Raw genomic sequence first — 21,677 nt, forward strand, 5'->3', positions numbered from 1 at the left:
CGAGCATGTGGGGTTGGGCATCGTTCAGCCATCGCTTGCCCCTGGTGGATCCCAATGCTGGCTGCGTGTGTGGCGACGGGCTTCCACTAGTCCGATGCGGCGGATGTGAATACGTTGGAGGGCCGCGGAATAGACGAGACTGCGATCGCCGAGGCTGCCGGGGCCGGCACGGTCAAACTCCCACGCCACCAGATCATCGCCACCGGCGAAGTCACAGTCGGGATCGTATTGGTATGCAGTGCTTTTCGAGCTTTCCTGACGCGTCCAAATGGCGCGCTGTTCGCGCAGCACGGTCATGGTAGTCGAATAACGGCGGGATTTGCTGGTGATGTGGCCGCGGAATCCGAGGGTGTGCAACCACCGCCCGATGCCGGACAGTCCTTTGTCCGCGAGATCGCTGATGGTGGTCAGGATGGTCCGCACATGCTCGGACACGTCCAGGTCGGGTATGGCTTCCGTAGATAGGCGGCGTGCGCTGATTCCGAGGGCTGCCAAGGATTTGGTGACATACTTGGCGAGATAGCGCGCCACCAGCCGGCTAGACATGGACCGGCTTGAGCCTGAATTGTGCTCATTTGGCGGCGGATCCACCGATGCGGTTAGCGGTTGGGTGTCGATCTGTGTGCCGAACCGTATCGTCTGCCCACCGCCATCGGCTGTCGGGTCGTTGACGGTGAGTGTGACGGTGCGGATGGCGTACTGGATGACCTTAGCGAGTTCGACTGCACCGATAGGTGATTCCCACCCGGGGCGGTCAAGGTCGTCGTGGGGATCCAGGCGGATCAGTGCGTGGATGTGTGGGATAGCGCGGGCTTGCAGTTCGACGATCTTGATGAAGCTCACTCGCACCGTATCCGGGTCAACTCCGGCGGCTTTCAGGCTTTTGCGTAGGGCGCGCCGCAGGGTGATGGTGAAGCGTCGCCACAGTTCGGGCAGGTGCCACGTGAACAGCACATGCCCGGCATAGTCGTAGCACTCCGGACACAGCGGCTGGCCGACCCGCTCGTCGCCATGATCATGGGACATGCTGCACCACAATTGTTTTCCATGCGGGCAGCGTCGGTAGCCGCCGACCCGGTGCTGGTCGCGGCACACCTGCGCTGCCTTCTCCCGTGACTTCGTGGCGGTGTGGACGGCCCCGAAGCTCGGTGCGGTGAGAGTGACAAACACTTGCGGATGATCGGCCACCGTGGTGGGCATGCCGTGGTGACCGCCAGCGGCACCGGCGTGCACGAGTTGCCAGGTGTCGCGGGCGTAGAGATCCGAGCAGGAGGGGCAGATGTGGGCGCGACGGTTGTTGCAGCGCGTCCATACCACCCGCTGACGCCCGTACTCATCGGCACCGATCAGCTGGATGGGGTGGGCGCAGAATCCGACGGATTCTGCTCGTCGCCACCAGGATTCGTATCCCATCGAGGCGGCGCGCCGCACCATCTGCTCGACCACCCGGGCGGTGTCAGCTGTATCCGGAACACCCGGTAGGACAAGCTGCGCCGATGTCGTGGAGCTATTCACCGCTGCCCTCACTCGCGGTGTGGCCGGTATCGGTGTTGTGTGGCTGGTGGGGCTTGTTCGGTCGCCTCGCGGTTCGGCGGAACCGGCTGGCCAGGGCGGTAATGTCGTGGTCGGTGACGTGAAAGGCCCGCACCCGCTGGGCGTGGGCGGTGCCGTCAACCATCATGTAGCCCACCCCGGGGGTGGTGTCGGGGATGCGGTCGCATTCTGCCCCGGCATCGCGCGCCCCTTGGCCGAGGACCATGGTGGTTTGGGTGGCTTCGGTCAGCCGCAACCCGATCCGCACCGTGAACAGCTGCCGTACCGGCAGGGTGTCTTTGGCCGGGTCTTGGACCGCGGCGACCACGCTGATGCCGACTGCGCGGCCTTGGGAGAGCAGCAGGCCCAGGAGTTGTTCGACTTCGGTGCGGACCTTGCGGTCGGTCACGTATGCGGTCAGTGCGGCGATCTCATCGATCACCGCAACGAACAACGGCTCCGACGTCGTGGGGGTGTGTAGGCGGGTGTGGCCGCGCAGACGATTCGCCCGGGCGTGCATCACCGTGACGAGCTGGCGTAGCAACTCCAGGGTGGTGTCGGTGGCGTCGTGGGTGAACACGGTGAACAGGGGTGCTCCGGCACCGAGTTCCATGCCGCCTTTGGGGTCGATGACACACAACCGGACCAGCCCGGTCTTCACCGCGGGGGCAATGCCGGCGATCAACGACCACAGCACTGAGCCTTTGCCTGCGCCGGTTGCCCCGGCGATCAGCACGTGGTGACCGAGCAGCGGCACCTGCCACCAATGTCGCGTTTCGGTGATCCCGACCCGCACCGACACCAGATCGACCGGGGTGGCCGGGGTTGGCATGGGCAGGGCGATCGGTTCAGCCAGCACGTCTGCGCGCATTAACGTGATGCGCAGTTCGCCGGGCGAGATGGCGGTGATGCTGATGCGGCCGGCGCGCCACGCGGCGGCCAGCGCGTCGGACTGTTTATGCCAATCTGCCACGGACTGGCCGGTGACGATCCGCACCACGAGCACATCGGTGGTTTTACCGATCGTCACCGTGCGCAGGGTGGGAGTGAGAGTGCGTCCGCCGAGGGTGGCGGTCAGGCCGTGCAAGGTGCAGGTCGATTCCCAGGTGCGGGTGTAGCGCGACCACGTGAGCCAGCGCCGCCGTACCGGTTCGGTCACCCAGGCGCGAAATGACCCCGGTTGGAGCCAGGCCCAGCCCGCATACCCGGCACTGCACACGATCGCGCAGATCAGGCCCACGCGTGGGCCGTGGCTGATAGCAAGGACGAGGCTGGCGATGATGGGCACGCTGATCGCCGGGAACAGCACCGCCCACCACAGCACATACCCGGATGCGGTGAACAGCGACATGACCAGTTCTCCGAACCAGTCGTCATCGCCTGATCCACTGTTGGTGGTGTTCTTCTTGTTCGATGTCATGAGAGATGCCCTCCGTGAGCGTGTGGTCAACAGCAATGCCCGGGGTGTCGGGGTGGCGGGGTGCGATGATCTGCTCACCGCACCCCACACCCGCTTGGGGGTTGTTACTTCTGCGGGCGTGTCTGCTCACTCGGCGCAGCACCACTGGCGGTGGCGGCGGTGAGGGCATCAGCACGGAACGCCACCCCGCTGCGATCACCTTGGGCCCACGGGATGGCCACCAGACCAACTACCGAAACAGGCTGCGTGACTGTCACTTTGGGGTCTCCTGCCACAGTGACAATGAGCACTTCGCCGCCGGAGTCATCCAGCGCGAGGACCTGGGTGGCGTACATCGGCATCCCGGTGGCGGTGTCGACTTTCGGGGCGCCGGTTTCGAAGTTCAGCCGTGGCTCAGGAGCGCGGGTGACGATAAAACGAGTCCCAGACGTATCGATTCTCAAACGCATTGTCCTACTGGTCCTTTCGTGAGCTGTTGACGCCGGTCCGGCGCTGGACTCAGTTCACGTGGACATCACGGACGTTGCGAGAGACATATGCCGACATTTCCGACACATCCACGGGCATTTCGGACACGGCCCGGACATACCCACGGACATCACACCGGCACTATCGCCGCCGGGTGGCGGCAGTCGCATGGCAAACTAGACACCACGCGCTGAGGGATGGATACGGACGACACGGGAAGATGTGCGCTGGCACGATGGACGAGCAGGACGGCACCGAGGCCGCCATCACTCCCAACGATCGCCTCGTGCAGCGGCTACACGCCAAAGGTCTGTCCTCGCAGCGGTTCGCCACCGCGGTGGGTGTCGATATCAAGTCGGTGCGACGCTGGCTGGCCGATAGCGACTACAGAATTCGCGAACACAACGCCCACAGAGCCAGCGAGGTGCTCGACTGCACCCCGCATGACCTGTGGCCCAACCAGTACCCACCCTCCACCGCGAGCGCAGTGGCAACAGCGTCTGCGGGTGGGCCGTTCACCGCGACCCTGTATGCCAGCCGCACCCAGCTACCCATCACCATGTGGCAGCAGCATTTCGCCGACGCCACCACCGGCATCGACATCCTCGTCCTGGCGGCCACGTTCCTGTTCGACACCCTCGACGGATTCCTCGACACCCTGCTCGCCGCCGCCGCCCGCGGTGTGACGGTGCGGTTTCTCGTCGGGGACCCCGACACCCCCACCACGATCCTGCGCGGCGAGGAGGAAGGGATCGGCGAGGCCGTCATCGCCCGCTGCCGCACGTCCGTGGAACTGCTCGCCCCTCACGCCGGCACCCCGGGGCTGGACATCCGCACCCACGACACCGCGCTCTACACGTCGATCTTTCGGGTCGATGACGCCATGATCGTCAACTTCCACATCTACGGCTCAGCCGGGCGCAACAACCCTGTGCTGGTTCTGTCACGTCACCACGAGCCACGGCTCTGGGCCACCCTTGAAGACGCTTTCACCCAGGTCTGGGACCATGCCAGACCGCTGACCTCGAAAGGCTGACCCCGATGCGCACCGACTACTACAACGACCCCAACGCCCCGGCGCCCAACAGTGTCGTTCCGTCGGCCTCGGCCATCGTCACCGACGAACACGGTCGCATTCTGCTGATCAAACGCCGCGACAACACCCTGTGGGCGCTACCGGGCGGCGGCCACGACATCGGCGAAACTATCGCCGACACCGCCGTGCGGGAAGTCAAAGAGGAAACCGGGCTTGACGTCAAAGTCACGGGTCTGGTCGGTGTCTACACCAATCCCCGCCACGTGGTCGCGTTCACCGATGGCGAAGTCCGCCAGCAATTCTCGCTCCTGTTCACCACCACGGTGCTCGGCGGCACCCTTGCCATCGACCACGAAAGCACGGACATCGCCTGGACTGCACCCGACGAGATCCCTAACCTGGATATGCATCCGTCGATGAGGCTGCGCATCGAGCACTACCTGCAACACCGCGACGGCCCCTACCTCGGCTAACCGGCTGGGTTTATAGCCAGTCGCGTACTCGCCGGACGGCCGCCAACAATTCGTCGCGGCCCGCGTCGACCGCCCGGTGCACCGGGTCCTCGGATCCATAACGCGACAGCACGTCGCGTAACCGATCGCGCGGTGATATCGGCGCCCCGTCAGGTCCGGTCGTCAGATCGCAAAAAGTCAGCACATCAAGGAAATCGCTGGGCGGATCACTGAACGCGGATAAGCCTGACAAGCCCCGCTCGGCAGCCTCCGCGTGCGCTCCGGTATGAAAGGCCACCAAGGAGGCGGCCAGCTCCCCGAAGCCGGCCGCTCGCACGTACTCCGCTCCATCGAGCGGATGAAACCCGGTCCGGCGCAACGACGATGCGTAACCGATATCGTGCAGCCACGCCGCTGCGACCAGACAGTCCGCTGTCTGGGGATCGAAACGCCGACTCAACCGCTCGGCAGTCGCCGCGACGCCCCGGACATGCGCCAACCGCCGCGGCTGCTCAGCCAGCCGCGTCTCGGTCTCGCGCCGTGCACGCTGCGTCAGAACCCCGCTCACAGCCGCCAGCTTACGAGCCACAGCACCATGACGCAGCCCCCTCGCAGCTTATGACGTAGATCCTGGAGGCCAGGATCTGCGAGGAACGGCGGCTACCTGCAGGCTTCGCTACGCTCGCTCTGCTCCCGTACGCTGGCGCTCCCGTCCGCGCCGCTCCCTGCGCTTCGCCCTCCGTCCGCCGCCACGCACACATGCACCCACGACCGGCGCCGGAACTAAGTCGCAGGCCACCACAGCTCTGGCATCACGACGAAGCGCAGCTGCCCTCGCTCCTCGCCGCATCGAGACGCCGCGAGCGGCAGGCTGGACCAACAGCCGCCTGACCGTCGTTGACCTGCGATGTGAGAACTTTCTTTACTGGTATCAAGAACTAGAGTCCGATACGTTTGGCAATGATCTCATTCATGATTTCGTTGGTGCCGCCGCCTATTCCGAGAATCCGGCAGTCTCGGTAGTGTCTCTCGATCTCAGACTCACGCATGTAGCCCATCCCACCAAAGATCTGAACCGCCTCATTGACCACGTAGTCGCACGCATACACAGCGGTGTTCTTGGCCATCGACACCTCGGCAACGACATCCTCCCCCGCTAGCCACCTCTGCATGACCGCACGGGTATAGGTGCACGCCACGTCGACCTGTCGAGCCATCTCCGCGAGCTTATGGCGAATGACCTGGCGCCCCGTCAAGGGTCTACCGAACGTTTCACGCTCCCGCGCCCAACTCTTGGCGAGATCGAGAGCCCGACCCGCCGTCGCGTACGCCTGGACGGCGATGCCGAGCCGTTCAGCCTGAAATTGCTGCATGATCTGCAAAAACCCGCTGTTTGCTGCCCCCACCAGGTTCTCAGCCGGTACGCGAACGTCGACGAAAGACAACTCGGCGGTGTCGCTACATCGCCATCCCATCTTGTCCAACCGGCGGGACACTTCGAATCCAGGCGAATTCTTGTCGATCACGAGCAATGAAACTCCACCGTAACCCGGTCCGCCGGTGCGTACCGCCGTAGTAACGAAGTCCGCCCGAACTCCGCTGGTGATGAACGTCTTTGCTCCGTTGACCACGTAGGTGTCGCCGTCGCGCACTGCGCGTGTGCGCAAATTCGCGACATCTGAACCTGCCCCAGGCTCGGTAACGCCCAGCGAGCCGATCATCTTTCCTGCGAGCGTCGGACGGACATATCGTTCAATCAGGGCGTCGGAGCCATTGGCGGCAATGTGGGGAAGGGCAATGCCATGGGTGAACAAGGCGGCGCAGACGCCAGTGGACCCGCCTGCGGCCAGGATGGCCTCAGTGACCAGTGCAGAGTCAATCGCATTGCCGCCGCTGCCGCCGACTTCTTCCGGGAACCCGATTCCGAGAAGCCCCACCTCGGCAGCATTGAGATGCAGGTCGCGCGGAATCTCACCCACGTGCTCCCATTCCGCTAGCTTCGGCGCGATTTCACGTTCCACGAAAGACCGCGCCATTTGGCTCAGCGCTCGTCGCTCCGGCGTGGTCCACACCTCCGGGGCGATAGCGAAACGAGCAGCCCCATCCCCGCTTGCCGTGGTCGTGCCAGCGTCCGTCATCTCAGCCTCCAGAGAATTTGATAAATGATCTATGAGGTGTCTGATGCTTGCCGTCCTCACGACGGGAAAGAAGGACGCGACGCCAACCACCCAAGCGGCCCGGCCGCATGATCTGCAGCGACGCAAGGACATGAAGACCAGCAGTGGGCATGATGCTCTTCAGAACCGGACCAGCCCTCGGATGTTTTTTCCTGAACGCATATCCTCGTAGCCCTCATTGATTTGGTCGAGGGAGTATTCGCGGGTGACCAATTCATCGAGCTTCAACAACCCAGCGGAGTACAGCTCGACCAGTCGCGGAATATCGTGCGGCGCATTGGATGAGCCATACAAAGCGCCACGAATCTGCTTCTCGTAAAGCGTCATTTCAAGCAGTGATCCTGAGATCGATGAGTCGTCGGGGTGCCCGATGGCCGTGACCACGACGCGCCCGCGCTTTCCGACCAAGGCCAGCGCTTCCGCGGTGTAGGAGGCCTCAGCCACATCGGTGGTGAGGATGCAGACATCAGCCAGCTTGCCCAGCGTCATATCGCTGACCAGCGACCAAGCTTCATCCATCGAGGCCGCGGTGTGCGTCGCACCGAACCCGCTCGCTTGCTCTCGCTTGAACTTCACCGGATCGACCGCCACAATCGCCAGCGCTCCCGCGATTCGCGCGCCCTGAATCGCATTCATTCCGATTCCGCCCGCTCCCACTACCACGACGGTGTCCCCGGCGCGCACCTCCCCAGTCCGCACCGCAGATCCGTAACCGGTCGTGACGCCGCAACCGATCAAGGCTGCCCGATCCAGGGGGATTCCGCCGTCAATCTTGACCACGGACGCCTGCGGCACCACTGTGTACTCGGAAAACGTCCCGAGCAAACACATCTGCCCGACGTCCTCGCCTCGTGCGTGAAAGCGATAGGTGCCGTCGATCTGCGGTCCCATCATGAGCGCCGCTCCCAACTCACAGAGATTGCCCATGCCGCGCGCGCAGTACGAGCAGCGCCCACACGAGGGAAGGAAGGTCAAGATGACAGAATCACCTTCGGACAGTTCCTCAACCCCTTCGCCGCACTCCACGACTGTGCCAGCACCCTCATGACCCCCCACTACCGGCAATGGGATCGGGAGGTCGCCGGTCACCAGATGTTCGTCGGAATGGCACAAGCCGGTGGCCGCCAGCCGCACGAGGACCTCCCCGGGACCTGGCGGATCCAAATCGACTTCTTCGACCTCCCACTTCTGCTCCAAGCCCCACAAAACAGCCGCACGTGTCTTCATGTTGAAGTCCCTTCTATCGAATTACGCTTCTCGAGTAGTTATCCCGACCGCGCACGGTGGTCGCGCGAACTGTCCTGGATGATCTCCGGGCACATCGCCCAGAGGCCCGCGCCGCTCACCCGTGCCCGGGCGCGGTACCGCACCGACATCACACATTGAGCAGGTCGTGACGCTTGTCGGCCTCAAGGATTGCCCGGTATTCCGGAAAGAGGTTCTTTGCCTGCGGTATGAGCTTGATCAGTTTGGTGACAGGACCTTTCGCTCGTACAGTTCCTTTCGCCATCGCCATGGTCAAGTTCACCTTCCCCAACCAGAACCTGTTGCCGGTATCCGCGGACATGAACAATTCGACATTCGGTGTAACGCCACTGTCCGCGCCGGTCTCTACGACCTTCTCCGGCATATCCACGGTTAGTACCGCATCCGGATCGGTGTAGTGGATCCGTAACACCACCCCGGACCCGGCAAGTCTGTTCGCAAGGTCTTCGTTCTCCAAACCTCGTCGAAAGATGCCGGCGAGGTAGCGGTAAACCTCTTCCGCATCAGCGAAGACAGCCATCGTGATTCTCCCTTCTTATGACACAATTCAAAGCGCTCAAATAAATCTGCTGGGTCGCAACCAGTTCGGCTTGCTCCGAAGCAATCAGAACTCATAGGAGTAGATCTCCTGCCTCCCTCAGCGCCTCCGCGAGTCGACGTTCGGCTGTCGGCAATTGCGCAGCCACGGACGCGGCGCCGCTCGCTCTTCGGTGCGGATCTGCACCGCGGTCATAAGCGGCGTGCGCAACCGCGGTCCACAACTCAGATGCGGTCTTTGCAGCCTCCGCTGCTTTAAACGCAGGTTCGAAACTCAACTCTTCAGCGACGCGCCGACATCCACGTGCTTGCAGATCTCGGAACAGACCGCCTCCGGTTCCGGCTTTTTCGATGAAGGCGCTCAGCGCAAACAAGGCTCCGTCGAGGGTGTCGTCGTCAAAGATCTTCGGCCACCGCTTGAGATCCTCCACAAAAGTCGATACCCCTGGTAGCCCACGCACCTGAATTTCACAATCGGAGTCCTCGGTGATCGGCGCGCTCACACACGAACCCTGCATCGCGTCCGCGGACCTACGGAAGGCCGACCGGGCAGCATTGCCGAGATCTGGTGCCGCGCCGGGCCACTCGACTACGTAGGTGGTGTGCCGCGTGGGGACGGGAAATCCCGTCGATGCCCGCGCCTTCCGTAGATTCTCGTAAGGCACGGCTTGAGGTGTATCGCGATCGTTATCGACCACGAAGGCGAGTTCCTCGTCGTCGTCGTACCCTACGATCACGACATCGTGCCGGCTCATACTCAGACGCGTTCTCAGATAGGGCAATTCGGCGATGTCAGTCCACACCATGACCGGCGTACCGGCATCGATCTGTTCGGTCACCCATTTCCACCCGAGATCGGGGTCGTCTGTCGAACGACACTCGAAGCGCGCGCCCAACCGGGTCAAGTATTCGTCTTCGAGGTCCGCGCTGCGTCCAACGAGGTAGATCGGTGGACGTAGGTGGGCCGAGCGAACATACGAGAAGTCGAGGGCCCCGCCGAGAGCAAACACGATGCCTTCGTCCGGGGTGTCATCACCCCAACGGATCCCGGCCCATTCGGTCAAATCCCGAAGAGCCCCCGATCCGCAGTGGCCGCCCATGTCGTGGCGATACGGCACCACCATCGATGCCATCAGTCCTCCTCCTCTAGATGACTAACGTGCGGGCGGCAACTCCTCTGAGTCATAGGGAACGCGAGATGATTTCCTTCATCACCTCGTTCGTGCCGGCATAGATTTTTTGCACGCGCTGATCCACCCACAACCTCGAGATGGGGTACTCGGTCATGTAGCCATATCCGCCGTGAAGCTGCATACAGTCATCGAGTACCTTCATCGCTCGCTCAGTGGTCCACCACTTCGCCATGGCGACGGTCTGCACGTCGAGTTGACCCGCAAGGTGCAGGTCGATGCAGTAGTCGAGGAACACTCGTGCGATGCGCGTTTCTGTCGCGGCTTCAGCCAGCGTGAACTTAGTGTTCTGAAAGCCAAAGACAGGCCGACCGAACGCCTCCCGCTCACGGGTGTACTTGAGCGTCTGCTCCAGGGCAAGTTCCATCGCTGCGACAGCCCCCACCGCGACGATGAGTCGCTCTTGTGGCAGCTGCGTCATCAGCTGAATGAAGCCCTGTCCCTCAGACTGGCCCAGTAGATGCGAGCGCGGAACTCTCACTTCATCGAAGAACAACTCGGAGGTGTCCTGGCCGCGCTGGCCGATTTTGTCGAGAACCTTGCCGCGCCGGAATCCCGCCCGGTCAGCCTCGACAACGATCAAAGAGATGCCCGCAGCGCCCTGGCTCGGATCTGTCTTGGCAACAACGATGATGAGGTCGGCCTGTTGGCCGTTGGTGATGAAAGTCTTGGAGCCGGTGATCACGTACTCGTCACCGTCCAGGAGGGCTTTTGTCTTGACGCTCTGCAGATCGGACCCGGTCCCCGGTTCTGTCATGGCGATCGCCCCGATCATTTCACCGGACGCCATCTTGGGAAGCCACTGCGCGCGCAGCTCTTCAGTCGCGTACTGCAGGATGTAGTGGGCGACGATTCCGCTGTGCAGTCCCGCGCCCCATGAGCTGTCACCTATGCGGGCCTGCTCTTCAAGCACGACCGCTTCGTGCGCGAAAGTGCCACCGCCTCCGCCGTATTCCTCAGGTATAGACATGCAGAGCAGGCCCAGCTCGCCTGCTCGGTTCCACAGTTCTCGGTCGACGTGGTGCTGGTCTGCAAAGCGGTTCGCATGCGGCGCCAATTCGGCCGAGAAGAACTTCGCAGCGAGGTCACGAAGCTCGAGTAATTCGGCATTCATCCAGGGAGAGATTGGTGAGGACATGATTACCTTCCGACAGTTGGAATTTCAGGGATTTGACGTTATGACGTTTCGATTTCGATGAGGTATTCGCCGGCAGAGTGGCGCGCACGGATGGCCTTTTTGTCGTACTTTCCGACGCTCGTTCTCGGAATATCGGACACGAAGCTCCATCGCTCGGGAATCCACCATTTGGCGACTTTGTCCGCAAGGAACGATCGGAGTTGGTCAATGTCAACATCGGTTCCGGGGTGGACGACGACAAGCGCCAACGGCCTTTCCTGCCATTTATCGTCCGCGACGCCGACTACCGCCGCTTCGTACACGGCAGGGTGGCCGATCAGCGTGTTTTCCAGCTCCACCGAGGAGATCCATTCGCCACCTGACTTGATGACGTCTTTCGAGCGGTCGGTCAGTGTCAGATAGCCCTCGGCCTCGATCTTGCCCACATCACCGGTACGCAGCCATCCTTCGTCGAACTTCTCCGTATCGTTGTCTCCGAAATAGGACCCGGTGATCCAGGGACCGCGCGCCTGGATCTCCCCAACTGATTGCCCGTCCCACGGCACGTCTTTCCCGTCGTCGTCCCGCAACCGGATTTCGACACCGCAGATCGGCCGGCCCTGGGATGCGCGCAGCTCCCAGCGCCGCGTCGCGTCGGCTCTGTGAGGCGGACGTGCAACGGTCGCCAACGGAGAGGTTTCGGTCATACCCCAGGCCTGCACAATGGGCACGTCGTACTTCTCTTCGAATGCCCGCATCAACGAAAGCGGAACAGCAGACCCCCCGCACGCGACCAGCCGTAACGAAGAAATGTCCCGCTCAGGGTGCGAATCCAGATATCGGTCGACATCGTTCCAGATCGTCGGCACTGCACCGGCCAAGGTCGGTCTGGTGTCTTCGATGATCGACACCAACGGTTCGGCTTGGAGATACCGGTCAGGCAGTACCAGATCCGCACCGGACATCAACGCTGCGTAAATAAGCCCCCACGCATTGGCGTGAAACATTGGGACGATGGCCAGCAGACGGTCGGCCTCGCTGACTGACAAAGCGTTAGCTGTGCAGGCGGTCAGGGAGTGAAGGTACGTCGAACGGTGGCTGTAGACGACGCCTTTGGGATCTCCGGTGGTACCGCTCGTATAACACATGGCCGCGGCGGACAGCTCGTCGAGCTCAGGCCAGTCGAATGATTCTTCTTGGCCGGCAAGCACTTCCTCGTAACGCAGAACGGTCTTCCCGCATCCCTGTAGCGGGGCAAGGTCGCCCTCTCCGGTGACGATGACGGTGTGCACCGACGCCATCGCTGGGAGCGCGCGCGCCAACAACGGGGCAACCGAAGCGTCGACTAGGACGATCTGATCGCTCGCGTGGTTGGCGATGTACGCCAGTTGCTCTGGGGCCAAACGAATGTTGAGCGTGTGCAGGACCGCGCCCATGGAGGGAATCGCACAGTAGGCCTCCAGATGTTCCTGGTTGCTCCACTGGAAGGTGGCCACGCGTTGGTCTGCCGTGACGCCAAGACTGCGCAGCGCATTGGCAAGGCGAGCCACTCGCGCCAGCACAATGCGGTAAGGCGTTCTCCGATATCCATTTCCGGTCGGAGTGACGACCTCGCTGTCACCGTGTATGGCTGCCGCATGCTGGACGATCGCCGACACCGTGAGCGGAACATTTTGCATTGTGCTTTGCATCGTGTAGTGCCCTTTCAGGCGAAGAGGTCGGGACGGCTGTTCGGCTGATCGATGAATGTGCCGTAATGCGTTCTCAGTGCTTGCAGGATGTCTGCTAGGGGTAGATCGTCGTAGGCTCCCCGGTCGCGCAGATACTCCATGTGCTGGGTGCCGTCAGCGGTGAAACCATGGAGTAGCGCGTCGCTACGGCCGTCGAACTCGATCGGCGAGACACCGAAGCGTGCGCACAGCTCGCGATTGAACGCCGGGGTGGCCTTTACCCACGCACCGTTGAGGAACATGAGACTGTAGCCGTGGTAGACGAAAACGTCGCTACCACCCATCCGCTCGCGCAATGCCTTGGTCTGGAGGTGGTTTCGGACGTCGGCGAACCCCAGCCGCGCCGGGATTCCCGCCGCTCGGCACGCTGCAGTCAAGAGCACGGCCTTCGGGACGCAGTAGGCCCGTTCTGCGGTCGCGACGGTGCTGGCGCGATACGCGTGCGGGTTGTCGGTCACCGTGTAGGGGTCGTACCAAATGGAGTCACGGACCGCGGTGAAGATGGCGATGGCCTTCTCGGTGTCGCCGCAGGCATCACGGATCGTCGATGACACGAAGTCACGTACCGAATCTTGTTGCCAGTCAAGAAACTCCGTGGGTTCGAGGTAGGGCCTGTGGTCGACGGTCATCGGCGCTTCAACTGCAACGGAAGTCCGTCCACCGGAATGGGCAGGGAGGTGTTGTCCCATCGGACGTGATAGTTCTCCGGCACCGTCCAGGTGAGCGAACGCAGCATCCTGTGCAGGATTGCTTTGACCTCGAGCGTCCCGAATTGCATGCCGATGCACTTGTGCGCTCCACCTCCGAACGGAACCCAGGCGAATCGGTGGTGTTGGTCTTCGCGCCGAGGCTCGTCGAAACGTGAGGGATCGAACCGCCCCGGATCACTCCAGATCGTTCGATCGAAGTGATTTACGGCAGGCGTTATAGCGCATAACGTGTTCGAGGGGATGTGATATCCATCGATGGCGACATCTCGAACCGTCTTGCGCATCACCAGCGGAACAGGTGCAAGCAGTCTGAGCGCTTCCTTGATCACGAGGTCGATGACCGTCATCTTCTCCAGGGCCTCGATGTCCGGCAACCCGTCACCGATGGCCGCGGCTTCCGCAGCCGCAGCCTCCTGCCACTGCGGATACTTGGCAAGGAAATAGGTGACCGCTGTGGTGGTGATCGTCGAGGTGTCGTGGGCCGCCATCATCAAGAAGATCATGTGATTCACCACATCCTCGTCGGAAAACCGCTCCCCGTCTTCGGTCGTGGCTTGACAGAGAGCAGCGAACAGATCCTCCGTTTCACCGGCTCGCGCGGCCGGCAGATGCCGGAAGAAGTAGTCCTCCAAAACGCGCCGCCCTTGCACACCAGCGCGGAATCTGGTTCCCGGAAGCGGAGCACGCACAAGGGAACTCGCCGCCCGGACCGTAGCGACGAACGCCTTGTTGACAGCATCGCTCTCGTCCTTGCCGCGGCCGCCCATGAAGACGTCGGTAGCGATGTCGAGGGTGAGTTCCTTCAACAGTGGGTAGATTCGAACCGACGGGCCCACCGGCCACGCAGGCACTGCCGAGCGAACGCATGGCGTTACCTGTTCGACGTATCCGGTCAGGCGCGGACGCGTAAACGCCTCCTGCATGATGCGCCGGTGCATCAAGTGCTCGTCGAAGCTCATGAGCATCAAACCGCGATGGAAGAAGGCGTCGATCAGGAAGGACCAGCCATCCTGAGAGAATGCCTTCGCTTCGCTCGTGAACGCCTCTCGAGTGGCGTCAGGGCCGGCGATGACCACCATCTTGGTGCCGAACGCGCCCATCCACGACACCGAACCCAGACGGTCGTAGCGCTCTCGACTGAAATCCGAGCCGAATCGGATGTAGTCGAGCGTGTGACCTACGAAGGGCAGTCCGGCATCCCCCCGGACGGCTTTCAATCCACTGCCCGCGGGTGCCGGTGCCAGTTCACGAACCGGCCAGTCCCGGCTCCATCGACGCCATCTGTCGTCGACGGCGTGAGGCGCGGGGACCATGATCACAGAGGACAACCGCTCCTTCACGTGGTGCGCAGGTGCGAGAAGGTGATTCGTCATGGTTCCTCCTGGACGCTGGGCCGCTTTGACGGCGTCCACCAGTCTTTACAAAGATGCCATTGATGTCAATATCTAGACATTATTGGCCTAGCGGTTAAGTGCGCGTCTCGTGCCCTTAGTCGGCCAGGCTCGGTTCTGCAGGGTCTCCGACCTTTAGACGCCCGACGTTTCTCAAGACGTAATCGCCGCTGTGCGGCTTCCGGGTAAGGAGTCGATAAACCAAGGTAGGCCCCGGCCAGTTCGTCGGGATTTCCCCGCTCGAGGTTCGATACCAGCTCGCACACAGCGCCCACACCGACCTCCGTAGTCGCCTTCTCAAGCGCGTGTTGTAGCGTTGCGCGCTCTCCGCCCTGACATCGATCGCATGACCCGGATGAGCAGCCACGGCTTTGATGAGCGTTGCGATGTGACGGACTTGTGACTCGATCATGTAGAGGATCGACCCCGAGCCCACATTCGTGTTGGGACCATAAAGCAGGAACAGGTTCGGGAACATGGGGACAGTGATGCCCAGATATGCGTACGCCTGGGTCTTCCAACCCTCGGCCAAGGAGACTCCGCGAGAGCCGCGCACGGACATCGGGGCGAGAAAATCGGTGGCGCGAAACCCGGTTCCGTAGATCACGACATCTGCAGGACGAAACTTTCCATCCACGGTCTTGACACCGTTGTCGCAGAGCTCTGCGATAGCCTTCGGCACCAACGACACGCGATCACTCGCGATTGCTGGATAGTAATCATTCGAGAACAGCACTCGCTTGCACCCTGGCGCGTCCGAAGGCATCAATTGCTCGCGCAAAGATGGGCTAGCAACCTGCCGATGTAGGTGGCGGCGCGCGATCGCACCGAGGACGCGTGAGAGGGGCTTCGCGTCGACTAGCGTCACAGCGAGCAACTCGAAAATTAGCCATACCGCGAAACGCTCGAGGCGCAGCGCCATCGGCAATAACTCGCTCACCCTGTCGTGAAGGACTCCATACCTGCTGTCCCACTTCGGCAAGATCCACGGAGCCGTGCGCTGATATAGCGTGACATGCTCCGCCTCCTGGGCGATGTGTGGCACGAATTGGATGGCACTAGCTCCTGTGCCGATGACGGCTACTTGCTTGCCGCGAAGCGAAACCGATCGGTCCCAACGCGCCGAATGAAAGCGCGGCCCCTGGAAGGTGTCTGCGTCGGCAATAACGGGTACGTGGGGCAAGGAGAGCTGACCCACGGCCGAGACGACGACATCGCAGGTTATTGTCTCGTTCGAGTTCGTAACCAGGGTCCAACGCCCTGGCTGGTCATCGAAGGTCATTGCGACAACTTCGGTCTGGGTACGCAGATGCGCGGCCAGTCCGCCACTCTCCACGAGTTGTTGGAGGTACTTGAGTATCTCGGGCTGCTCGGCATATCGCCGTGACCAACGAGGATTGGGCTTGTACGAGAGTGAGTACAACGCTGACGGCACGTCGCAGGCCGCTCCCGGATAGGTGTTGTCACGCCAAACACCCCCGATGTCTGCAGCCTTTTCCAGGATCGTGAAGTTCGTGAACCCGTCCTTCTTCAGCCGGTGGGCCATCGCAACCCCGGCGAAGCCGGCCCCGATGATCACGATCGACGGATCGTACGCGCGACAGGCCGTCGCGAAGTTGCTGCTCATGAGGCAGAGACGACTGACTTCACGCTGCGGCGGTCGAGGTGGTGTAGGTGTAGGAGCATTGCCTGTTCGGACACTTTCACCTGACTTCCGAGGCTTCAAGGAAGCGTCCCGCTCGATGAATCGCGTCTCGGGCTTCGGGAAGAATCCGGAACATAGCCTGGAATACATGGATCTGTCCCCGGTATACCTGGATGTCGACGTGGGATCCAGCTGATTGAAGTCGCTCGGCGAGACGGCGCGAGTCATCGATCAACATTTCTCTCCCGCCCACCTGAATGAGGATCGGCGGCATCGAGGTGAGGTCCGCGTCAAGCACGCTGAGGCGCGGATCTCCGCGATCTGCGCCACCTACGTAGAGGTCAAGAGCGCGCGCCGCTGATTGAGCGGAGGCAAAAGGATCCCGGCGGCGAAGTTCACGCGCTCTGGCAAGTTCGCACCTGAGATCCAGGACGGGAGACATCAGCAGCATCGCATCAGGGAGCGGCAATCCAACTGCACGAGCGCCCAAGGCCGTGGCCATCGTGAGCTGACCGCCCGCTGAATCGCCGGCAACCGCGACGGTGCGCTGACAAGAACCCGGGGACCCTCCGCTGGTAAGCCAGCGATACGCATTCAGCGCATCGTCCGCGGCTGCGGGATAGGGATACCGCGGGGCAAGACGATACTTCACTGCGAAGATGGGGCGCCCGCTCGCCGAGGCGAGTTCACCAAGAAGACCGCGGTGCGTCTCCGGCGAGCACATAGAATAGGCGCCGCCGTGGATGTACAGCAAAGGGTTGGCATGCGGATTAATGGCAGGCGTGGTGATCCAGTCCCCACGAACCGGGCCTCCGGCGAATACAGTGTCAACCTTGCGCACTGTGACGCCGCGCCGAGGCCGTGAGGCTACGAGCGCTGTTCGAAGCACGCGATCCATCACCGCAAGTCCGTAGGCGTTTGATGGCATCAGCTGCGCCAGTGGCCGCAGCGTGGTTCGCGAGGACATCGCGACGAGATGACTGGCAAGACTGGGCTGCCAGTCAGGGGCATCCATTCTGGTCACCGGGGACACACCTCTTCGGGCCGATTCTCGAATCGGTAGTCCGAGAGGCGAAAGGTGCGGCTCCGCCAATAGGTCTCCAGAGTCGTTGATGGACGGAGTGGAACGTCACCGTGCCTGTCGAAGTAGTAGCTGTTGGCACTGGAACAGCTCGGCTGCCAGAAAACCTGTCTGTGACGCCGCCTTAGCACTTCGGCGAAATAACGGTCGTTCGCCTCCTTCTTGACCTCCACCCAGTTAGCACCCAGCGCCCGCGCGCGACGAAGACACCGGACGATGTGCCGACTCTGCGCCTCGATGAGCGTGAAGTACGAGGAACCGTTGTAGCCGTACGGGCCGAAGATGTTGAAATGATTCGGAAATCCCGGGACGCTCACCCCTTCGAAGGCCTGCAGTCGATGCTCGCCCCACCATGTAGCCTGCTCCAGCCCGCCGCGTCCCTTCAATACGTAAGTAGGCATGTTGCCCGACTCCATCACTTTGAAGCCGGTGGCCAGGATCAAGACGTCAATGGGATGAGCTTTGCCGTCTCGAGTATGGACGGATGCATGGTCGATATGGGTTATGCCGCTCGTCTCGAGCGAAACGTTGGACCGGTTGTAGGTTGCGAGATAGGAATTGTGGAAGCTGGGTCGTTTACAGCCCAACGAGTAGCGCGGAATGAGTTGTTCTCTCGTCGTCGGGTCATGGACCTCACGCCGCATGTACCGCTTTGCGGCGCTCTCCATGACATCGGCGAACGGTATCACCGTATGAAAGTGAGCGGCGATTGGGAAAGTGATTTCCACGAACGCCTGGCTGGCGGTCCGGGTCGCCAATTGTGCCCCCGGCAGGAAATGTAGAAGCCTTCCACCCCACGTCGGTATGGGGAAGTCTGGCTTCGGCAGACAATAAATTGGAGTTCGCTGAAATACCGTCAGACTCTCTGCTTTCTTTGCGACTTCGGGTATCAGTTGCACCGCCGATGCACCGGTACCGATTACTGCAACCCTCTTCCCGCTGAGATCTTTGGCATTGTCCCATCTAGCCGTGTGGAGCGTAACGCCGGCGAAATCTCGCACCCCCTTGATTTCAGGCCACTTTGGCCGACTGAGAACGCCGGAGCAATTTATCACGAAGCGTGCCGTGAACTCCTCACCATTGGCACTGGTCAAATGCCACCGTGTTGCGTTCTCGTCGAAACAAGCCTCGGTAATGGTTGTGTTGAAACGAATATGGTCCCAGAGCCGATACTTTTCAACACATCGCTCGGCATAGGCTTTGAGCTCATTGCCGTGGGCGTACGTGCGCGACCAAGAGGGCCGCATTTCGTATGAGAATTGATAACTGAACGACGGTATATCGACAGCGATACCCGGGTAGGTGTTCCAGTGCCACGTACCACCTACGCCATCGGCGTCATCAACCATCAAGAAGTCGGTAAATCCCGCCTTCATCAAGCTAATGCCAGACCCGATGCCGGAAAATCCAGCTCCTATGATAATTATCTCGTAATTACGGTCGGACTTGCGATCCATTCCTGTATTTCACCGTTCTGACGGTCAGCCTTGCAAACTTGTATTCAGAGTGATTGCGTCAGCTCGACGTGTGTATCGTCGCGCCGGGTTATCACGTAATCATGAGGATCCAAGCGGGATAGTTCTCTCATAAACTGGGTCGCGAAACCTGGGTACATCGTGCCGTTGTAGCCGTCCTCGGTCAAATACCAACTGCTGCACCCCGAATTCCAAGTCGTTCGTCGAAGGCGGCGCTGAATTTCGGAGTGATAGCGGTCCTGACGATCCTCCCTCACATCCAAAGTGCCGATGTCATTTTGCTGAAGGAGCTTGATCGCCTTGACTATATAGTCAATTGCAGCCTCCATATATACGAGCGCCGAGTTGTGGCCTGGCCCCGAATTCGGTCCGAAAGTGAAGAATAAGTTCGGATACCCGGCCACGCTCACGCTCTTGAAGGCAAATGTCCCCTGAGACCATTCATCGCCGAGCTTCCGACCGCCGAGGCCGCTAATCGGGAACGGGGTGCCACGTTTGGCCACATCGAAGCCAGTGGCAAATACGATACAGTCCACTTCGTGCTCGACACCGTCGGCGGTCCGAACACCGTTGGGTGACAATGTGGCGATCGGCCAGCTGATCAGCTTGCAGTTATCCGCCTGTAGCGCAGGGTAATAATCACTGGTCATGAGCATGCGCTTGCATCCAGGCCTGAAATGGGGCGTCAACTGACGTCTCAACCAGGAGTCTTTCACCTGCCGACGGAGATGAGCCTTGGCCGCCAGCTGTATCGCGGACGTCGCGGCGGTGTTCCAGACCATACCCACTGCCATCACTTCGTGGGCCCAAAACCACGCGTCGCGGAGCGCTTGTTCGCTCACCGGCAGGTGTGTGAAGGTCGAACGCGCCCAGGCCGGATGCCTGAAGTTCACCCTGGGCAACACCCAGCCGGGCGTTCTCTGGAAGACTTTGACCGAGGCAGCCGACTTTACGAGCTCGGGAATGATCTGAACCGCGCTCGCGCCTGTCCCGATGACTGCAACCCTCTTACCGCCGAGATCGTAGCCATGGTCCCATCGAGCGCTGTGGATCTTTTTTCCACCGTACGAGTCAATACCCCGAATATCGGGAAAGCTGGCGTTGGCAAGTGGTCCACTGGCCATCACAACTGACCGGGTGTGATACCGCTTTCCATCTGCCGTGTCGGCCATCCAGATGCCGGCACTCTCATCGAATTCCAAGGCAGTCACGTCGGTATCAAACTGGATGAACCGGGCAAGATCGTACTTGGCGACCATATCGTCGATATATTCGAGGATCTCAGCGCTCCCCGAGTAGGTACGAGTCCAGCCCGGATTCGGCTCGAACGAGTAGGAGTAGAGAAGCGAGGGAATATCGCAGGCCGCACCGGGATAAGTATTGTCTCGCCAGGTGCCTCCGACGCGATCTGACCGTTCCAGGATGACCAAGTCATCCGTGCCCTCTTGAAGCAGTCTGATCGCCGCACCGATACCTGCGAACCCGGCGCCGACGATCAACGTCGTCGTGGTGCCTGTCATTTGGCAACCGGTTCGTAGGTCAGTTCGTCCGTCCAGGATGGCGGCCGACCGAAAATCTGAACAGGGAAAACATCGATCGCATTGCCAAGGCGCTGAGACACGAAGTGCAGAGGCTGGGACCGCTTGATGGACGACGACATGTGCGCCTTCAAGATGTGATAGCCGGGCACCCTCCGCGTATGCTCACTGCGATCGCCGACATTGGCATACCGCGTCACTGCGTTGTATAACTTCTCCTCGGACAGACCCATAGCGTTGAGATTCATCAACATGCGCGTCAGGAGCGGGATATACAGCAAAGCGCCGGTGAGAATTCGCGGGTCGACAAGAGCACCCGCAGTTTGAATGGCGTGGATTCGCATCGGGCTGGCGCCCAGGTCATTCAAGACCTGGAAGCCAACCGCGAGATGCCTTGATTCGTCGCTGTTGACCTTGTTGAACACCTCCCCGCACACAGGGTCGTCAACCTCATCGAGGAGAAACTTCAGCAGCGCTCCATCGAGCGCAGTCTCCAGTGCCGGAATCGCGGCCCCGATGACGGTCAGGGGCAGGGCTTCCGCATAACGGTCCAGCCATTCGATGACCAGCCGAATATTCTTGTTCGGGACCGGTTTCTCGCCTTCCTCGAGCATGCCCCAGCGACGCATCAAGGCAAGTTCGGCATTGGCGTGACGCTGCTCCTCGGCGTGAAAGTAACGGTAAATGTCTCCGAGCGCTTCGAATGGCGCCTTTGGAGCCATCGCGGCGAAGGCACGTGCTCCAACATGCTCAATCCACACCACGTCGGACATGAATTGCTTGAGTTTGGGACGCTGTTCATCGGTGATCAGTTCCGCGCCAGGGGCGTTCCAATCGATATCGGCAAGAGCCCATTGCTTGTTTTTGATTGTCTCGAGCATGTCACTGTATGCGAAAGCCATTTTCCCTGC

19 protein-coding genes are annotated in these 21,677 nt (G+C 61.2%); 2 read left to right on the top strand and 17 right to left on the bottom strand.

Going from position 1 to position 21,677, the window contains the following annotated elements:
• Positions 1 to 24: 24 nt before the first annotated feature.
• The 3 genes from AU196_RS09710 to AU196_RS09720 form a co-directional block, all read right to left on the bottom strand.
• Positions 25 to 1,515, bottom strand: a complete 1,491-nt coding sequence (locus AU196_RS09710; protein ID WP_005086571.1) for a replication initiator — start codon at positions 1,513 to 1,515, stop codon at positions 25 to 27.
• Entirely contained in the window at positions 1,508 to 2,953 is a 1,446-nt protein-coding gene (locus tag AU196_RS09715) for an FtsK/SpoIIIE domain-containing protein (protein ID WP_005086572.1), read from the bottom strand. Before AU196_RS09715 ends, AU196_RS09710 begins: the two co-directional genes overlap by 8 nt.
• 104 nt (positions 2,954 to 3,057) lie before the next feature.
• On the bottom strand, positions 3,058 to 3,402 hold the full coding sequence (locus AU196_RS09720; RefSeq protein ID WP_005086573.1) for an SCO3933 family regulatory protein: 345 nt from the start codon (positions 3,400 to 3,402) through the stop codon (positions 3,058 to 3,060).
• A 254-nt stretch (positions 3,403 to 3,656) separates the two neighbouring features.
• On the opposite strand from AU196_RS09720, the gene AU196_RS09725 reads away from it, so the two are divergent.
• On the top strand, positions 3,657 to 4,457 hold the full coding sequence (locus AU196_RS09725; RefSeq protein WP_005086574.1) for a hypothetical protein: 801 nt from the start codon (positions 3,657 to 3,659) through the stop codon (positions 4,455 to 4,457).
• A 5-nt stretch (positions 4,458 to 4,462) separates the two neighbouring features.
• On the top strand, positions 4,463 to 4,930 hold the full coding sequence (locus tag AU196_RS09730) for an NUDIX hydrolase (protein ID WP_005086575.1): 468 nt from the start codon (positions 4,463 to 4,465) through the stop codon (positions 4,928 to 4,930).
• Between the two features lie 10 nt (positions 4,931 to 4,940).
• On the opposite strand, the gene AU196_RS09735 is transcribed toward AU196_RS09730, so the two are convergent.
• The 14 genes from AU196_RS09735 to AU196_RS09800 all read right to left on the bottom strand — a co-directional run bounded on the left by AU196_RS09735 (position 4,941) and on the right by AU196_RS09800 (position 21,668).
• Complete coding sequence (locus AU196_RS09735) at positions 4,941 to 5,477, bottom strand: HD domain-containing protein (protein ID WP_005116484.1); 537 nt, start codon at positions 5,475 to 5,477, stop codon at positions 4,941 to 4,943.
• A gap of 370 nt (positions 5,478 to 5,847) precedes the next feature.
• On the bottom strand, positions 5,848 to 7,047 hold the full coding sequence (locus tag AU196_RS09740; protein ID WP_005086577.1) for an acyl-CoA dehydrogenase family protein: 1,200 nt from the start codon (positions 7,045 to 7,047) through the stop codon (positions 5,848 to 5,850).
• A gap of 159 nt (positions 7,048 to 7,206) precedes the next feature.
• Positions 7,207 to 8,313 (bottom strand): NDMA-dependent alcohol dehydrogenase, encoded by a 1,107-nt coding sequence (locus AU196_RS09745; RefSeq protein WP_005086578.1) that lies wholly within the window; start codon positions 8,311 to 8,313, stop codon positions 7,207 to 7,209.
• 148 nt (positions 8,314 to 8,461) lie between these two features.
• Positions 8,462 to 8,872 (bottom strand): SCP2 sterol-binding domain-containing protein, encoded by a 411-nt coding sequence (locus tag AU196_RS09750; protein ID WP_005086579.1) that lies wholly within the window; start codon positions 8,870 to 8,872, stop codon positions 8,462 to 8,464.
• A 91-nt stretch (positions 8,873 to 8,963) separates the two neighbouring features.
• Positions 8,964 to 10,022 carry a BtrH N-terminal domain-containing protein gene (locus tag AU196_RS09755; RefSeq protein WP_005086581.1) on the bottom strand — a complete coding sequence of 353 codons (1,059 nt, stop codon included), beginning with the start codon at positions 10,020 to 10,022 and terminating at the stop codon, positions 8,964 to 8,966.
• A 49-nt stretch (positions 10,023 to 10,071) separates the two neighbouring features.
• Positions 10,072 to 11,217, bottom strand: a complete 1,146-nt coding sequence (locus AU196_RS09760; RefSeq protein ID WP_005086582.1) for an acyl-CoA dehydrogenase family protein — start codon at positions 11,215 to 11,217, stop codon at positions 10,072 to 10,074.
• Positions 11,218 to 11,255: 38 nt separating this feature from the next.
• Positions 11,256 to 12,875 carry a fatty acid--CoA ligase gene (locus AU196_RS09765; protein ID WP_005118169.1) on the bottom strand — a complete coding sequence of 540 codons (1,620 nt, stop codon included), beginning with the start codon at positions 12,873 to 12,875 and terminating at the stop codon, positions 11,256 to 11,258.
• Between the two features lie 26 nt (positions 12,876 to 12,901).
• Positions 12,902 to 13,555, bottom strand: a complete 654-nt coding sequence (locus AU196_RS09770; protein WP_005086585.1) for a transglutaminase-like domain-containing protein — start codon at positions 13,553 to 13,555, stop codon at positions 12,902 to 12,904.
• Entirely contained in the window at positions 13,552 to 15,009 is a 1,458-nt protein-coding gene (locus AU196_RS09775) for a cytochrome P450 (RefSeq protein WP_005086587.1), read from the bottom strand. Before AU196_RS09775 ends, AU196_RS09770 begins: the two co-directional genes overlap by 4 nt.
• 115 nt (positions 15,010 to 15,124) lie before the next feature.
• Complete coding sequence (locus tag AU196_RS09780; protein ID WP_005086589.1) at positions 15,125 to 16,654, bottom strand: flavin-containing monooxygenase; 1,530 nt, start codon at positions 16,652 to 16,654, stop codon at positions 15,125 to 15,127.
• A 76-nt stretch (positions 16,655 to 16,730) separates the two neighbouring features.
• Positions 16,731 to 17,696: an alpha/beta hydrolase gene (locus tag AU196_RS09785; protein ID WP_016895701.1), complete on the bottom strand. Its 966-nt coding sequence runs from the start codon at positions 17,694 to 17,696 to the stop codon at positions 16,731 to 16,733.
• A complete protein-coding gene (locus AU196_RS09790) occupies positions 17,693 to 19,210 on the bottom strand; it encodes a flavin-containing monooxygenase (RefSeq protein ID WP_005086591.1) in 1,518 nt (505 codons plus the stop codon). The genes AU196_RS09785 and AU196_RS09790 overlap by 4 nt, the downstream gene beginning before the upstream one ends.
• Positions 19,211 to 19,254: 44 nt before the next feature.
• On the bottom strand, positions 19,255 to 20,748 hold the full coding sequence (locus tag AU196_RS09795; RefSeq protein WP_005086592.1) for a flavin-containing monooxygenase: 1,494 nt from the start codon (positions 20,746 to 20,748) through the stop codon (positions 19,255 to 19,257).
• Positions 20,745 to 21,668 (bottom strand): hypothetical protein, encoded by a 924-nt coding sequence (locus AU196_RS09800; RefSeq protein WP_005086594.1) that lies wholly within the window; start codon positions 21,666 to 21,668, stop codon positions 20,745 to 20,747. Before AU196_RS09800 ends, AU196_RS09795 begins: the two co-directional genes overlap by 4 nt.
• Between the last annotated feature and the right edge of the window lie 9 nt (positions 21,669 to 21,677).

It is taken from the genome of Mycobacterium sp. IS-1742, assembly GCF_001500125.1.
In the GTDB taxonomy this organism is placed as follows: domain Bacteria; phylum Actinomycetota; class Actinomycetes; order Mycobacteriales; family Mycobacteriaceae; genus Mycobacterium.